This is a genomic window from Pseudomonas sp. AC463, from assembly GCF_979253585.1.
Map to the genome: position 1 here is coordinate 36,592 of NZ_CEEDDZ010000018.1, position 15,627 is coordinate 52,218.

The window sequence follows — 15,627 nt, forward strand, 5'->3', positions numbered from 1 at the left end:
GATGGCAATGTGCGTACCCGGCCCTAGCGGATGATGATGCTCCCGTCGCTGCTTTGCCGATAAATCGTATAAGGCAGGAGGGCCGTATCCAAAACGCCGGAAATCAAGGAATCCACGAATACAAACGGCACGAAATTCAGCTGGCTATCAAACCCACCGTGAGGGTTGGGCTCGCCGTTGAGGCGGCAAAGGTTGTAGCCAACACCGCTGTAGACCCGGGGAATCGACTGACAATAGGTTTTCTGGCGCTTGAGCTCGCGCGCGGCGACACCGTCTTCGCGCATCACGGTATTGATGGTTCCGCAGCCGGCAAGCGCCAGGAACATTGCAATGCATACGACTTTCGACGCAATCCTCACGCACCACTCCTTTTGACCCATTGGCCATTGTCATTGGCAGGATTGAGCACGCTAACATCGATATCCTTGAGACCTGCGTGGGCATGGCGCCATTACAACGTGGGACGATTCTGAAATGAAAAAAAACGTCCGAGCCACTAAACTCGCGCCCTTTTGCGCGTTTACACCCTAAACGCCACGGATGCCGGCTGACTGATGAACACTCCCGCTCGCCTCACCTTGTTACTGCTCGCCCTGTGCGACACCGCGCTGGCCGACGAAGCAGCCCTAGTCCTCGACCCGAGCGTGGTCACCGGCTCGCGCAGCGCCAGCCCGACGTTCGACCTGCCGTACTCGGTGGACGGCATCAGCCGCGAGCAGATCAGCGACGGTCAACTGGGCATCAACGCCTCCGAAGCGCTGTCCCGCGTGCCCGGGCTGGTGGTGCAGAATCGTCAGAACTATGCCCAGGACCTGCAAATTTCGTCCCGCGGCTTTGGCGCCCGCTCGGCGTTCGGCGTGCGCGGCATCAAGCTGATCGCCGACGGCATCCCCGCCAGCACCCCGGACGGCCAGGGCCAGGCCGCCACCTTCAACCTCGACACCGCCGAACGCATCGAAGTGTTGCGCGGGCCGGCCGCTACGCTGTATGGCAGCAACGCCGGCGGGGTGATCCAGATGTTCTCCCGCGACGGCGAAGGCCCGCCGCGCATCGGCGCCGAGACCCTGGTGGGCAGCGACGGCCTGAACAAAAACCACCTCACCGCCGAGGGCGCGGCGAATGGCGCAGGTTTTGTGCTCGACGCCTCGCGCATGGATACCAAAGGCTACCGCGATCACAGCAGCGCGCGTCGCGACCAAACGTTCGCCAAGCTCAACTTCCAGCCGGATGACGACAGCAAGCTCGCGCTGATCTACAGCAGCCTGGAACAGAACGGCACCCAGGACCCGCTGGGGCAGACCTGGGATGCGTACAAGGCCGACCCACGCTCGGTAAGCACCAACGCGCTGATCTACAACACACGCAAAAGTATCGATCATCAGCAATTGGGCCTGAATTACGAGCGCTACTTCGGCGATGCAACGTTGCAGGTGAATGGCTACACCGGGCGGCGCAGCGTAATCCAGTATTTGTCGATCCCAGGCACTCTCCCCGCCGGCAAGCGCGGTGGCGTAGTGGCCTTCGACCGCAAATTCTATGGCGGCTCCGCACACTGGCTGCAACCCATCAGCAGCGCGCCCGGCGACCTCACTCTGATCGCCGGCCTCGACTACGACCGCAGCCAGGATGATCGCCAGGGTTATTCCAACACCGTCAACGGCGTGCAAGGCGTCAAAGGCGCCCTCGGCCGCGACGAGATCGACACCGCCACCAGCCTGGACCCCTTTGTGCAAGCCAACTGGCTGCTGGGCGACTGGACCCTGCAAGCCGGCCTGCGCCACAGCACCATGGAAATGAAGGTGGACGACCACTTCCTCAGCGACGGCAACGACAGCGGCAGCAAGACCTACCAGAAGAACACTCCGTCGGTCAGCGTGATGTACGCCTTCACCCCCGACCTGCACGGCTATATGAGCGCGGGCAAGGGTTTCGAAACCCCGACCCAGGCGGAATCGGCGTATTCCAGCACGGCCAACGGCTTCAACTTTGCGCTCAAGCCGTCGGTCAGCAAACAGTATGAAGTCGGCCTCAAAGCCCGCGTGGGCCAGGACACCCGTGTGAATGCGGCCATCTTCCAGATCACCACCGAAGACGAACTGGTGGTGCAGCAGTCCAGCGGCGGTCGCACCACTTACCAGAACGCCGGCCGCACCCTGCGTCGCGGCTTCGAACTGGGCATCGAAAGCCAGCTGGCCGAGCACTGGAGCACCAACCTCGCCTACACCCGCCTGCAAGCCACCTATGACAGCGACTTCGTCAGCGGCGGCAGCACCGCCGTCGACAAGGGTAACTACCTGCCCGGCGTGCCGCAGACCACCCTGTTCGCCGAGCTGAACTGGAAGCCCCGCGACTGGGTCAGCACCGCTCTTGAGGGCATGTACCGCAGCAAAGTCTACGTCGAAGACACCAACCAGCAACACGCCGCTCCGGGCTACAGCGTTTTCAACTGGCGCGCGCGTTTCGAACAGAAGGTCGAGCACTGGACCTTCCACCAGACCCTGCGCCTGGACAACCTGCTGGACCGCCAGTACGTCGGCTCGGTGATCGTCGGCGACGGCAATGGCCGTTACTACGAAGCGGCGCCAGGCCGTTCGTGGTACGCCGGCGCTGGCGCCGAATACCAGTTTTGATCCGGGCACGCGGCTCATATAGCATCCCGAATCCCTCTCCCCGCAAGGAACGCCCATGAAACGCATCGCGGTTGTCGTCACCCTCGGCTTGCTCAGTGGTTGCGGCCTTCAAGCCATGAAGACTGGCACCAAGACCGAGCCAGTGTTTGGCGAAGTGCTCAAGCAGCCGCCGCTGCCCGACACGATCCTGCGCGATGGCGACACCCTCAGCTACCAAGTGCAGGTCACACCGGGCAAAGGCGCCAGCGTGCCGGATATCGCCCAGGTCCAGGCGTCCTGCGCCAAGCCCGAGGCAAGCCTGCTGTTTCTGGAGTCACCCGGCACGTTGAAAGCCGATGGTCAGCCCACGCGCTTTACGGTGATGCGTAACCTCACTCCAGCCGTGGTCGGCAACCTCAAGCAGAACGCCGGCTTCAACGACGCGTGCGCCCACACGCCACGCCCCGATTGGCGGCTCGTCAGCGGCACGGCGACGCAACGCCAACTGCTGATCGACCGCGCGAGCCTCAAGCCGGCGGGCGACAACCTGCAATTCTGGGGCGCCGTTGATGAGCCGTTGATCCTCACCAACAAACTCAAGAAGATGCCCTACGCCCAGACGCGCACGCATTGGCAGGTCAGTTGCCCCCGCCAGACCTACCGCACACTGGCGACCTTCGGCCTGAACCAGCACAACGTGGTGACCTTCGGTTCCACGCAAAGCGCGCAGGGAGATACGCCCTTCAGCGCAGCCGACGCGGACACCCGGCAGCTGCTGACGGCCGCCTGCGCGCCGACACTCGCGCAGTTGCCCGCCGCGACTTCGCGCACCAAGCCCCAGGAAACCCTGGTACCGCCGCCGCTCTCGGCAGACGTGAACACGGCGATCAGTGCACTGGGCATGGCAACGCCCGACAAGACGCTGCGCCACCTCGAGGAAAAACGCGACATGGGCTACGGCCCGATGCAAGTGGACCGCTACCTCGAACCGAGTGCCGAGAGCGGTCAATGGCGCATCCGCAACGTCACGAAATATTCCACCTACTCCAGCACCTCATTCCGAGGCCTGATCAGCCTGACCTTCCAGAGCCAGTTCGAGCTGCATGGGATAAGCACCTCGGCCGCCAGCCATCTCGAACAACTGAGTTTCACCGGCGACTGGCAACACATGCCGGTCGGCGCGACCCTCGGTTACACCACCAGGGACCTGAACCGCAATACCGCCGAGGAGGACCGCACACTGGCGCGCAGCGCGACCTGCCAGGTGAAACGCGAACTGCCGGCGAGCAAGATCAACTCAGCGCTGACGGGCACTGCCAAGGAGCTGAATTGCAGCACAACCGGCGATAAGTACAGCGCCACCAGCACCGAAATGTACTTGCAGGACTATGGGTACTTCTTCACCAGCCTGAGTGATATCAACGGCTCCAAGACGCGTAACACGCTGGTCAAGGCCGAGTGATGGCGGTCAATGGCGCTCCAGCACCCGCCGGCTGGCAAAGCTGAACGCCAGCACCACAAAAATCAGCACCCCGGTCGCCACCTGCTGCCAGTAGAAATTCCAGCCGATCAGCAGCAGGCCGTTGGCGATCACGTTGATAAACAACACCCCCAGCAGGGTCCCGGGAATATTCGCGCGGCCCTGCCGGCTCAGGGTGGTGCCGATAAACACCGCGCCAATTGCGTTAAGCAAAAACGCGTTGCCGGACAGCGGCACATAGGCACTGACCGTGGCACTGAGCAACACCCCGGCCACTGCACACGCCAGGGCGGTGGCCAGGGCCACGACGGTGACGATGCGCCGCACCGACAACCCCGAGTAATACGCCAACAGCGGTTGGGTGCCTTGCGCGAGCAATTCGCGGCCCAGGCGCCCGCGCGCCAGGGCCAGGCCGTAGAACAGCGCCAGCCCCAGGACGATCAGCAAGGGGGTCAGGCCCGCCAGCTCGGGTTTGAGGCCCTGAGCCAGATAGATCGGTTGCCCGCCGTCTGATAGCAGCTGCTGGGCGCTGGTGCCGATAAACAAGGTACCCAGGGTCGCCAGGAACGGGCTGATCCGCAACCCGGCAATCAACCCGGCGTTCACCAGCCCCACCAGCAGCCCGGCAGCCAGCGCGCCCGTCACCGCCAGCGCCCAGCCATGCCCGCCGTTGAGCAACACCACAAAGCTGAAACTGGCGAAATCCAGCGCCGTGCCTACCGACAAATCCATGCCACCGGCGGCCACCGCATAGGTCATGCCGATGGCAACAATCGCCAGCAACACAAAGTTGTTCAGCAGCAGGCTTTTGAGGTTGCCGGTACTCAGAAAGCCCGGCGCCTGCAGCGCAAACACCACGACGATAAGGGCAAACACCAGCGGCAAGGTCAGCGGCAACACCGAACGCAGGTTCATGCGTGGGCCCCGCGACTCAAGGCGCTGGACGCGGCCACCACCAGCAAAATCAAAACGCCTTGCACGCCGTTGACCCAGAAGCTCGACACGTTGAGCAGTTGAAAGCCATTGATCAGAAACCCGATCAACAGGGCCGCCAGCAACGTGCCGGGGATGCTCGCCACCAACCGCCGCGAGAACACCACACCGAGAAACGCAATCGCCACCACTGACAGCAACATGTCGCCGGAGCCGGTGGTGCTGCCGCTGAAAAACGCCGCCGAACACAGAGCGGCCACGGCGGCACACAGCCCCGACAGTGCATAACTCGACAGCACATAGGCCGGCACGCGCAGGCCCGCCGCCTCGGCCGCCTGGGGATATTCGCCGACCGCATGCAAGCGCAACCCGTAGGCCGAATGCTGGATCAACAAGGTCAGCAACCCCGCCGTCAGCAACAACACCCAAGCCAGCGCGGGCACCGCCAGCCAGGTCCCGCCGCTGAGCAGGTCGAGTAACGGCGAGTCGGTGGACACCACGGTATTTTCCGTCAGCACCAGCTCCAGCCCGGCCAGCACATTCATGCTGGCCAGAGTCGCCAGCAACGGCGGCAAGCGCAGCACCACCACGGCCACGCCATTGAGCAAACCGACCGCCAGGCCGCAACCCAGGGTCAGCAGCAAGGTCAGCCAGAGGTCCAGGCCGGCATTGTTGAGGCGGCTGAACACCGCCGCACACAGCCCGAGGTTGGCTGCCAGCGACAGATCGAGCCCACCCGCCAGCACATTCGAGCCGCCGCCGATAATCACGCAGGTCAGCCCGAAGGCCAGCACCCCAAGGATCGCCGACTGGCTGAACACATTGGCCAGGTTACCCAGCGACAAAAAATTCGGCGCCGCCACGGCAAACCCCAACAGGATCGCCAGGAACACGCCCATCGAACCCCGGCGCAAGATCGCCTCAAGCATGCTCGACCTCCCGCACAGGCACCGCCGGCACCGCCCCGGTAGCGCACGCCAGCAACTGATCGCTGTCGACTTCGCCCGCGCGAAACTCACCGGCGATTGCGCCGCGATGCAACACCACAATCCGGTCACTGATGCCCAGCAATTCCGGTAAATCCGAGGACAACACCAACACCGCCGCGCCCTGTTCCACCAGGCGCCCGATCAAACGATAAATCTCTACCTTGGCCCCCACATCCACGCCCACGCAGGGCTCATCCAGCAGGTACACCGCCGAACGGCGGCTGAGCCATTTGCCCAGCGCAACTTTCTGCTGGTTGCCGCCACTCAGCTGACTGACCGCCGCGTGCGGCCCCGGCGCCTTGATCGCCAGTTCATCAATCAAGCGGGTGGTTTCCGCCAGCTCCTTGCGCCGGCTCAGCAGGCCCCAGCGGCTGAACCGCCAGAGCCCCGCCAGCGTGAGGTTTTCCAGCACCGACAGCACAGGCGAAATGCCCTGGCTGCGGCGTTCTTCCGGCACCAGCGCAATGCCCTCGGCAATCGCCTGGCCCGGTGAGCGCAGGCGCAGTAAACGCCCATCCAGATGCACGCTGCCGCTGTCGGCGCGCTCGACGCCAAACAGGGTCTTGAACAATTCCTTGGCCCCCGAACCGACCAGCCCGGTCAGGCCGAGAATTTCACCGCGCCGCACCTGCAGGTCAATCTGCCGATAACGCCGCGCCAGGCTCAATCCGCGCACCTGCAACAGCGGCGGCCCGAGTTGGACCTTGGCCTTGGGGTACATTTCCTGCACCTCACGGTTGACCATCAGCCGCGCAATCTCGGCGCTCGACGTTTGCCGAGGCTGCACCACCGCCACGTCGCGGCCGTTGCGCAGCACCGTGACTTCATCGCACAGACTGTCGATTTCCTGCAGGTAATGGGAGATGTACAGAATCGACAACCCCTGGTCGCGCAGGCGCTTGACGATGCGCAGCAACTGGTCGACCTCGCGCTTGACCAACGCCACGCTGGGTTCGTCGAACACCAAAATTTTCGGCTGGCGAATCAACGCGCGGGTGATTTGCAGCACCTGGCGTTCAGCGCTGTTCAGCTCGCCCACCAGGGCGCCGGCGGGCAGTTGCAAGTCGAAATATTCGCCCAGCAAACGCTCGGCTTCACGCTGCTGCCGACGCCGATCCACGAACGGACCACGGCGCAACTCATGGCCGAAAAACAGCGCCTCGCCCACGGTAAAACTCGCCGGCAACAGACGCTCCTGATGGATGAACTGCACGCCCAGCCCATCCACCTGACGCGGCGACAGCGACGCATAGGCCTGGCCGTCGATACTCACCTGCCCCGCATCCGCCTTGTGCAGGCCGGCGAGGATCTTGATCAGCGTCGACTTGCCCGCGCCGTTCTCGCCCACCAACCCGTGGATGCTGCCGCGCTCGACCTTAAGGCTGGCGTCATCCAGCGCCAGGGTGGCGCCGAAGCGTTTACGCAAATGCTGCAGGTGCAACGCCGCCATCAGTCACCCCGCAGTTGCTGGACCTGCGCCAGGTTGCCGGCGGTGGTCAACAGCGTGGCCACCTGGGTTTCCTTGGGCAGGTCGCGCTGGCCGGCCAGGTAGCGCGCGACGTTCTGCACCGCGGTCTTGCCGATCAGCGCCGGTTGTTGCGCCACCACCGCGCCCACTGGCGAGTTGGCCTGGCCGAGCAGCGCCAGCACTTCCGGCGTGCCATCGACGCCGTAGGTTTTGATTTCGGTGCGCTTGGCGTCGATCAACGCCTTGCTTGCGCCCAGTTGCGGAATATCCCACGCCGACCAGATCGCCGAGACACTGCCCGCCGGGTACTTGTTGAGCAACGCCGAGACCTGGGAATAAGCGTCCTGCACCGTGTTGGGGATCACGTCCCGCAGCTCCGGCTGGATGATTTCCAGTTGCGGATGATCCTTGAGCGCCAGCTTCAGTTGGTCATAACGGATCGCACACACCGGCACGCCGTAGAAGCCGTTGAACACCAGGATCTTGCCCTTGCCGCCGGCGTCCTTGATCAGCTGGTCGGCCAGGGCCTTGCCGGTGGCGACGTTATCCGAGGTGGTGTTATTGAGGCTGTACTGCGACGGCGCATCGATGGTGAACAGCGGAATGCCGGCCTTGCTGATGCGCTTGAGCCAGGGGTCGATCACGCTGAGGGTGCCAAGGGTCTGGATCACCGCGTCGGGCTTCTGGGTGACCACGGTTTGCAGCTGGGTCACCAGGTTCTTGTCATTACGCCCGGCATCCAGGGTGATGGGCGTGCCGCCCAGGCGCTTGATCTCATCGACCTGGGCTTGGAACGCCTTGATATCAAAATAATGACTGGTGCCGGTCATGCTCACCGCAATGCGCTTGCCGGCCAGGGACGGCACCGCATCGTCGCCCTCTGCGGCATGCGTCGCGACGCTCAGCAGCAGGCTGGCGCCAAGGCAGATCAAACGGGAAAGCGAGGAAAGACTGAAAGGCATACAGGGCTCCGCTGCGACCGATGAAAGGGTTCACCGAACGCTATTGCAGAGCCCGTGCCAGGATTTTTATCGCGTTAAATCAACGGGATAAAAGCCTGAAGCGGAATCGGGCTGTCGTTATTGGCCGTCAACTGCTTGATGGGTGTTGCTCAGGCAACAGTTGCCAAACCTGAGTGCCTCACTTAATCCTTCGCGCTCAGCGGCCGCCGACGGCTTGGGCTGCCCGCGTTGACACTCTAAATCCGCAAGCTTAGAATCGGCCGCACAAATGGACTGGGGGATCCCGGTCGGCGCTATAGCCTCGGTGAGTTTCACCGGGGCTTTTCGCTTTCTGCAGCGGGGAAATTTTTAATCCCCAGTTTTCAAAACCTTCACCTACCTTGCCCCGCCCTCCGCTGCAATAAAACTTGCGCTTGAGCACGTCAAAGGCACGATTCTCCTGACCGGGCCGTAGAACGCTCATGCCGATGGGCCGCGCAACAAGATCCGCAAGCTGCAATCCTGTCGAATTGACCTGTTTGGTCGCGAACACGATATCAAACGGCAGACGAATACCCGGACGATTGGCACCGTCGCACATCCGACGAAACTCCAACTCAAGCTCATTATCCTCTTTACGGCCTCGGCGCTCGAAAATCGCGTGAGTCAACGCTCCCTGCTGATTTTTCTCTAGGAGAAACTCGTAAAGCGTTTCAAGGCAGAACCCCAATGCCAGATGGTAGGGGTTATGTACCGGGCCTTGCTGCTCCCGAAGAGTGGCTTTATCAATCACACAACTGATCAAAACAAAGTTGCTCGACTCAATGATGCTTGTCAGCTCCTCCAGAAAGGCATGCTTGTGCAAACGAGAGACGAACATGTTCGAGAACGCCCCTTTTTCCTTCCGAGTTTCAAGCTCATGCAAGCCGACAAGATCATGCCCCATGTGGTTGAACTTGAACTTTTGAAGGGCAGGAATGACCTTTTCACAATAATGCCGCTTATGAAAAACACAGAACGCCAAAACAAACATGGGATAGTTGGGATCGAGTGTTTGCATCCCGTGATCGCCACTTTCATCCACATAGACAATGAAGTCGCTGAACTCCCCTTTCGGCGGATTTGCTGCCACGACCTCAGCAGCGCGCTCAGCCTCGCTTTCACTTTCAAAGAGCAAGAACTGCTGGGAAGTTAGTTTCTCATCTGCCATGGAATGCTCAATCCTGAGGGGGCTTATTTTTTTGTCGCTGACCCCACCCATATTGCCCTCACGTTCTGCTACAGAGGGCCACCACCCTGAATTGCTTTCGGCAACCGCTGATCAATCAGTTGGTACAACGCACTGCTCGCAGGCCAGTTACGCATAAACCGCGCGCGGTCCTTGGCGTAGGCCGGGGCGAAGCTGGCGAGGGTGCGGTGTTGGCACATCGCGTCCAGGTCGATCAGGGCCCAGCGGTCTTCGTGCCAGAACAGGTTATGGCCCTTGAAGTCGCCATGGCTGATACGTTCGCGGATCAGCTCGGCGAACAGGTGGTCCAGCGCCTGCAGCTCGTTTTCCGGTGCATCGCCGAGCTCCACATAGGGCGCGAAACGCTCGATGATGTCCGGCCCCGGCAGGTATTCGGTGATCAGGTACGCGCGGCTGCGCAGCCACAGGAAACGCGTTTCCAGCACGGCCAGCGGCTTGGGCGTGGCGATGCCGAGGAACGCCAGGCGGTTGCCTTCGCGCCACGAATGCCAGGCGCGGCTCGGGCGCCAGAAGCGTTTGAGCCAATGGGCAAAACCCTTGATGTTGTAGCGCTTGATCACCAGCGGCCGGCCGGCCACGTCGACCTTGGCCACGCTCGCTGCGCCACCGGTCTTGTACAGGTGACCCTGATCCAGCAGCGCATCCGCCTGCGCCAGCACCGGCAGCATCGCGGGCTCTTCCTCGCGGCGGATCGCACGCAAGGCAAAGGCGCCGCGCTGCACGCTGAACAGCGTGCATTCGCGGCCGACCTTGTTCAGAAAGTCTTTCAGGCGCCAGGCACTGACCTTGCGCACCTGTGCTTCCAGCGCCTGCAGGGGCAAAGCGTGTTCGCCATTGCTCAGCAGGTAGTACACCAGCAATTCTTCGGTGAACGGTTCGAGGTTTTTCGGCAACTGGGCAAAAAATACTCCGAGGTTTTCCAGCACGCGGTTGCGCGACAGCGGCTTGCCGGCTTCTTCCACGCGGATCCCGGCACCGTCGATCAAGTACAGCTTGCCGTTCTGGCGCAGCAGGTTGTCCAGGTGCAGGTCTTCCTGCCACAGGCCCTTGGCATGCATCTGCGCAATCGCGCCCAGCGCCTCGGCGAGCACGGCGGTTTGTTCGTCGGCCAACGGCGGCAACGCTTCGACGGCGTGCCAGGCATCGGCCAGGCTTTCGGCGCCTTCGATAAATTCAAACAGCAGCCAGCCGCCCTCGCCGTCCTGCAGGCCATCGGCGAGCAGCAGCGGCGTGGTCAGGCCTTGCTCGGCGAGCAGGCGCACGCCACTGCGTTCACGCTGAAAATGCCGCGCCGCCTTGCTGCCCACCAATAACTTGGCCAGCACCGGGCGCCCACGCCAAACCGCCGCGCCCACGTAGCGCTCGCCCGGCAACACGCGCAACAGGCTCAGCAGTTGCAACTGGCCGGGGCCGGCGGCGTCTGCGAGGTCGAGGGTCAGGGGCAGGCTCGGGGTGCGGCCGGCGTGTTTCAGCTCGCTCAAGCGCATCAGCGGTTCTCCTTGTGGCTGCGCCGCTTGGTCAGGCGTTGCAGCCAGGTGCTGACGAGCGCGCTGTCTTCGGGCTGGTCGAGATAGGCCGCCAGCAGCTGGCGCACCTGCGCGTCGGACCACGGCCGCGCACGGCGCAACAGCGGCTCCAGGTCCTTGACCCGATCGCGCCAACCGAACAGCAGCGGGCGGGTTTTCTCCAGGTCGATTAACTGCGCGGCATAACCGTCGCCGGTGGCCTGCAGGAAAATATGCTTGGGGTAAAAGCAGCCATGCACCTGGCCGACGTTGTGCAGCCGGCGCGCCAGCTGACCACAGGCCAACAGGATCGCGCGGTGCTGAGCGTCGCTCAGTTGCGACCACTGCTCCAGCAACGACTCCAGGTCATTCCAGCCGTCCAGGGCGCGGGTCAGCAGCATCGCGCGGTGTTCGCCGGCGACTTTGCGTTCGCCATAGAACGCCGCCTGCAACGCCGGGATGCCGAGCGTGCGGTAGCGGCTGATATTGCGAAATTCGCGGGAGAAGCTTGGCTCGCCGAGCGGCCGGTGCAAGCTGCGCGTGAGGTAGTTGCTCTGGCGCTTGAGGTAATAGCCGTGGCCGTCCAGCTCCAGGCGGAACACGCTGCTCCAGCCGCCACGGCTGGTGTTCGGTTCGTCCACGGCGTCCAATTGCTTGGCCCACAGCGCGTCGAAAGTGGCCAGGCCATGGCGCTCCAGCAGCGCACGGTCTTCAGCCGCCAGGAAATCACTCATTCGCGTCCCTCGAAAAACTTCACCACGTGGCGAATACGCCGCTTGTCCGAGTCACTCAAGTGCCGGCATTGGCGGTACTGCATGTAGAAGCGCAGGCGCTGGGTGGCTGACAGGTGATACTTGGCCACCTTGTCCAGGCACGCCAGGTCTTTGGTGATGCGGTACTTGAGCCAGAAACCGCGCCAGAAATCGCCGTTGGGGCAGTCGATCAGGTACAGGGTCGACTGGTCGTCGATCAGCAGGTTGCGCCACTTCAAATCGTTATGGGTGAAGCGGTGGTCGTGCATGGTCCGCGTGTATTCGGCGAGCTGGCGGCTCACCGCACTGACCCACTTGGGGTCGCGCAGGCGCGCGTCGTTGCGGTCGGCGAGCACCGAGAGGTCTTCGGTGTTCGGCAGCTCGCGGGTGATCATCGCGCCACGGTCGTAGGCCAGGCCGTTGCGCTCCAGGCCCCAGGCAACCACATCCGCCGTGGGGATGCCCCACTTGGCGAAGCGCTTGAGGTTCTGCCACTCGGACTTGACCCGTGGTTTGCCCAGGTAGCGCCGCAGCCCTTTGCCAGCGCCGGTGTAGCGCTTGACGTAGTAATTGACCCCGCCGCGCTCCACACGGATCACTTCCGACAGTGGGTCACGGGTCAGGCGTTGCCCTTGCAGGTCAAACACCGCCTCGAGGCTGCCAAAATCATCCGCCAGATTCGCGTAAGCAGGTTCCAGGTTCCAACCCGCCATCAGATCGCATCCCCGTAACGTTGCTTGCGTGCATAGAGTTTGTCGGCCTTGCGCTGCATCAGGCTCAGGGACGCCGATTGCTCCGCCAGGATCTGGCGCAGCGGCTGGCGGAAATAGCCCTTGAGGAAACGCAGCTTGTCGCGGCGGGTCAGGCCGATGTCCAGCGCCGAGTAGTACAGCGCCGACAAGTCTTTATCGCGCCAGCGCAGCGGCAAATGCGCGCGCAGCTGGGCGCGGTGCAGGTCGATCACTGAGAGCTTGATGTTATTCGCGTCGACAGGCCTGGAGGTGTCGAGCAGGAAGTGGCATAGGTAGCAGTCGCGGTGGTTGACGCCGCCACGGTGCATGTCGCCGACCATGCGCGCCAGCTCCGCCGTAAGCGCGTGGCGCAACGCCGGTGCTGGCGGTTCGGCGACCCAGTTGATCGTCACGTCTTCGAGGCTGAGGGTTGGCGCCAGCTCTTCGGTGATGATGAACGAGTGCTGGTCCGCCGGGTTGCTGCCCTTTTCGCCGAAGGCCACGCCGGTCATGGTCGGCACGCCGAGCTCCTGCAGGCGGTGAATGGCATCCCATTCCAGGCCGGCACCGAGCACCGGCAACTTGGCGGTGATCAGGTTTTTGAAGATTTCCGCCCAGCCGATGCCACGGTGGATTTTCACGAAATACGGGCGACCCGCGACCTCGGTGCGCAATGTGCGACGCGCCGCCAGCTCACGGAATACCTGGCCTTGCAGTTTCTCGACTTCGGCGAAGGCATCGAGCCCGGCCCATAGCGTCTTGAACGGTTCGGCAAGAATCAACTTCATGGTTTTGGCTCCGCCAGAATCACATCCGCAGCGTGCTGCGGCATGCTGTAGAGGTCGGCCGTCTCGGCGAAGGCCAACCCATTGCGGCCCCAGGCCGCGCGCTGTGCAGAATCGGTCAACATGCGGGTCAGGTACTGGTTCAACTGCGCCTGTTCAAACGGCTCATCGAGCACCAGGCCGCTGTCGGCTTCGCCAATGTAATGGGCATAACCACACACCGCCGAGACAAGTACCGGCAGCCCGGCCACCAGGGCTTCGAGCAGCACGGTGCCGGTGTTTTCGTTGTACGCCGGGTGAATCAACAGGTCGGCGCCCAGCAGGAAACGCGGGATATCGCTGCGGCCCTTGAGGAACTGCACGTTATCGCCCAACCCCAGGGTCGCGCTTTGCAGTTGGAATACTTTGGGGTCGTCCTGGCCGATTACAAACAGGCGCGTGCGTTTCTTCAGCTCGGACGGCAACGCGGCCACCGCTTTGAGGCTGCGGTCGACGCCCTTGGTCTTGAAGCCGGAACCGATCTGCACCAGCAGCAGGTCGTCGTCGCCGAGGTTGAATTCCTGGCGGAAACCTTCGCGGATTTGCGCCGCATTCGGCGGCGCGCGACGGTCCTGGGCGATGCCCGGCGGCAGCAGATGGAAGCGCTCCAGCGGGGTGTCGTAGTGCTTGATGAACAGCGGCTGCTGCACTTCGGAAATCATCAACACTTCGGTCTTGGCGTCCTTGGCGAACACCGCGCGCTCGTACTCGGCAAAGTGCTTGTAGCGGCCAAAGTAGCGGTACAGCGAGTGGCGCAGGTTTTGCGCCTTGTCTTCAAAGCAGCCGTCGGCGGCGTAGTACACGTCCAGGCCGGGCATTTTGTTAAAGCCGATCAGGCGGTCCACCGGGCGCTTGGCCAGGTCGGCGTCCATCCATTCCAGCAGCTTCTCGTTGCGCCGATGGTTGAAGAACGCCTTGACCGGCGCCACCAGCACTTCAAAGCCGGGCGGGATATCGCCTTCCCAGATCAGCGTGTAGACGCGAATCGTATGGCCGCGCTGCTGGCACTCCAGGGCGATGCGCATGAAGTCGCGCTGCAGACCACCGAACGGGAAGTATTTGTACAAAACAAAAGCCAGTTGCATCAGTGCAGCTCCTCAGCCAATAACAACGTGCTCAGTCGGCTTGCCACACGCTCAGGGTTCAAGCGCGTGAAGCACAGGGGCGACTCGCGCTTGATGTCGAACCGACGCAGGTCGTCGGCCGTCGGTTGATAGGTACATTGTTTTTGCAGGCACGGCGCGCAGGGGAAGTCGCTGGCCAGGTGAATCTGGCCCTTGCCGTAGGCGCCTGTCAGGCCGGGGTTGGTGGGGCCGAACAGGGAAATGGTCGGCACATCCAGCGCCGCGGCCAGGTGGCCCAGGCCGGTGTCCACCGCCACACAGGCACGGGCGCCGGCCAGCACGCGGGCCACGCCGGCCAGGTTGAGCTTGGGCAGCACTTCGGCGTTTTTCAGGCCTTGGGCCAGGCGCTCGGCGCGGGCTTTTTCGGCGGGGTTGCCCCACGGCAGTTTCACGTCCACCCCCAGGCGACCCATGCGCTCGGCCAGCTCGCGCCAGTAGGCTTCGGGCCAATGCTTGGTGTCCCAGGTGGTGCCATGCAGCAGCAGTACAAAAGGTTTTTCCGGCGGCAGGCCGAGCAGTTTTTCCGTGCTCAGGCCGTAGTCACCCAGGCCTTTGGGCAGGTCGTAGCCCAGCGCCACGGCAAACAGTTGGCGCAGGCGCTCCACGGCGTGCTGCCCACGCGCCACGGCCAGGCGTCGCGAATAGAAGCGCGCGGCGAGCGGTTCACGGGCGGAGTTCTTGTCAAAACCGGCAACGGGAGCGCGCACGTAACGGGTCAGCCAGGCGCTTTTCAGCAGGCCCTGGGCATCGATCACCAAGTCGTACTTGGTCGACTGGACGCTCTGCTTGAAGCGTCGCCACTCGCCGCTCTTGATGGTCTGCCAGAGGTTCTTGCGCCAGCGGCGGATCGCCACCGGGATCACCTTGCCCACCGCCGGGTGCCAGGTGGGGATTTCGGCAAAGCCTTCTTCCACCACCCAGTCGAACTGAATGCCGGGGATCGCCCGCGCCGCGTCGGTAAGTGCCGGCAACGCATGGATCACGTCGCCCAGGGATGAGGTCTTGATTACCAGTACCCGCAA

13 protein-coding genes and 1 pseudogene are annotated in these 15,627 nt (G+C 63.0%); 2 read left to right on the forward strand and 12 right to left on the reverse strand.

The window, feature by feature from the left end:
- Nucleotides 1-23 precede the first annotated feature (23 nt).
- A complete protein-coding gene (locus AC0IYH_RS21795) occupies nucleotides 24-326 on the reverse strand; it encodes a YceK/YidQ family lipoprotein (RefSeq protein WP_471836190.1) in 303 nt (100 codons plus the stop codon).
- 228 nt (nucleotides 327-554) lie between these two features.
- On the opposite strand from AC0IYH_RS21795, the gene AC0IYH_RS21800 reads away from it, so the two are divergent.
- Nucleotides 555-2,630, forward strand: coding sequence for a TonB-dependent receptor family protein (locus AC0IYH_RS21800; RefSeq protein WP_471836133.1), 2,076 nt, complete (start codon nucleotides 555-557; stop codon nucleotides 2,628-2,630).
- Between the two features lie 55 nt (nucleotides 2,631-2,685).
- Nucleotides 2,686-4,071: a hypothetical protein gene (locus AC0IYH_RS21805; protein ID WP_471836135.1), complete on the forward strand. Its 1,386-nt coding sequence runs from the start codon at nucleotides 2,686-2,688 to the stop codon at nucleotides 4,069-4,071.
- Between the two features lie 6 nt (nucleotides 4,072-4,077).
- Here the strand turns inward: AC0IYH_RS21805 and AC0IYH_RS21810 are convergent, their stop codons facing one another.
- From AC0IYH_RS21810 to waaC, 11 genes and pseudogenes are all read right to left on the reverse strand, one after another.
- On the reverse strand, nucleotides 4,078-5,004 hold the full coding sequence (locus AC0IYH_RS21810; RefSeq protein ID WP_122774828.1) for an ABC transporter permease: 927 nt from the start codon (nucleotides 5,002-5,004) through the stop codon (nucleotides 4,078-4,080).
- Nucleotides 5,001-5,951 (reverse strand): ABC transporter permease, encoded by a 951-nt coding sequence (locus AC0IYH_RS21815; RefSeq protein ID WP_471836137.1) that lies wholly within the window; start codon nucleotides 5,949-5,951, stop codon nucleotides 5,001-5,003. The genes AC0IYH_RS21810 and AC0IYH_RS21815 overlap by 4 nt, the downstream gene beginning before the upstream one ends.
- Nucleotides 5,944-7,461: a sugar ABC transporter ATP-binding protein gene (locus tag AC0IYH_RS21820; protein WP_471836138.1), complete on the reverse strand. Its 1,518-nt coding sequence runs from the start codon at nucleotides 7,459-7,461 to the stop codon at nucleotides 5,944-5,946. The genes AC0IYH_RS21815 and AC0IYH_RS21820 overlap by 8 nt, the downstream gene beginning before the upstream one ends.
- Nucleotides 7,461-8,441, reverse strand: coding sequence for a sugar ABC transporter substrate-binding protein (locus tag AC0IYH_RS21825; protein WP_471836140.1), 981 nt, complete (start codon nucleotides 8,439-8,441; stop codon nucleotides 7,461-7,463). Before AC0IYH_RS21825 ends, AC0IYH_RS21820 begins: the two co-directional genes overlap by 1 nt.
- 311 nt (nucleotides 8,442-8,752) lie before the next feature.
- Nucleotides 8,753-9,630: pseudogene (locus tag AC0IYH_RS21830) on the reverse strand (DUF3800 domain-containing protein).
- Nucleotides 9,631-9,698: 68 nt separating this feature from the next.
- On the reverse strand, nucleotides 9,699-11,156 hold the full coding sequence (locus tag AC0IYH_RS21835; protein ID WP_471836142.1) for a lipopolysaccharide kinase InaA family protein: 1,458 nt from the start codon (nucleotides 11,154-11,156) through the stop codon (nucleotides 9,699-9,701).
- On the reverse strand, nucleotides 11,156-11,908 hold the full coding sequence (locus AC0IYH_RS21840) for a lipopolysaccharide kinase InaA family protein (RefSeq protein WP_471836144.1): 753 nt from the start codon (nucleotides 11,906-11,908) through the stop codon (nucleotides 11,156-11,158). Before AC0IYH_RS21840 ends, AC0IYH_RS21835 begins: the two co-directional genes overlap by 1 nt.
- Nucleotides 11,905-12,639: a lipopolysaccharide kinase InaA family protein gene (locus AC0IYH_RS21845; protein WP_122774833.1), complete on the reverse strand. Its 735-nt coding sequence runs from the start codon at nucleotides 12,637-12,639 to the stop codon at nucleotides 11,905-11,907. The genes AC0IYH_RS21840 and AC0IYH_RS21845 overlap by 4 nt, the downstream gene beginning before the upstream one ends.
- Nucleotides 12,639-13,445, reverse strand: a complete 807-nt coding sequence (gene rfaP / locus AC0IYH_RS21850; RefSeq protein WP_116627394.1) for a lipopolysaccharide core heptose(I) kinase RfaP — start codon at nucleotides 13,443-13,445, stop codon at nucleotides 12,639-12,641. The genes AC0IYH_RS21845 and rfaP overlap by 1 nt, the downstream gene beginning before the upstream one ends.
- Nucleotides 13,442-14,566: a glycosyltransferase family 4 protein gene (locus AC0IYH_RS21855; protein WP_471836146.1), complete on the reverse strand. Its 1,125-nt coding sequence runs from the start codon at nucleotides 14,564-14,566 to the stop codon at nucleotides 13,442-13,444. Before AC0IYH_RS21855 ends, rfaP begins: the two co-directional genes overlap by 4 nt.
- On the reverse strand, nucleotides 14,566-15,627 hold the full coding sequence (waaC, locus tag AC0IYH_RS21860; RefSeq protein ID WP_471836148.1) for a lipopolysaccharide heptosyltransferase I: 1,062 nt from the start codon (nucleotides 15,625-15,627) through the stop codon (nucleotides 14,566-14,568). The genes AC0IYH_RS21855 and waaC overlap by 1 nt, the downstream gene beginning before the upstream one ends.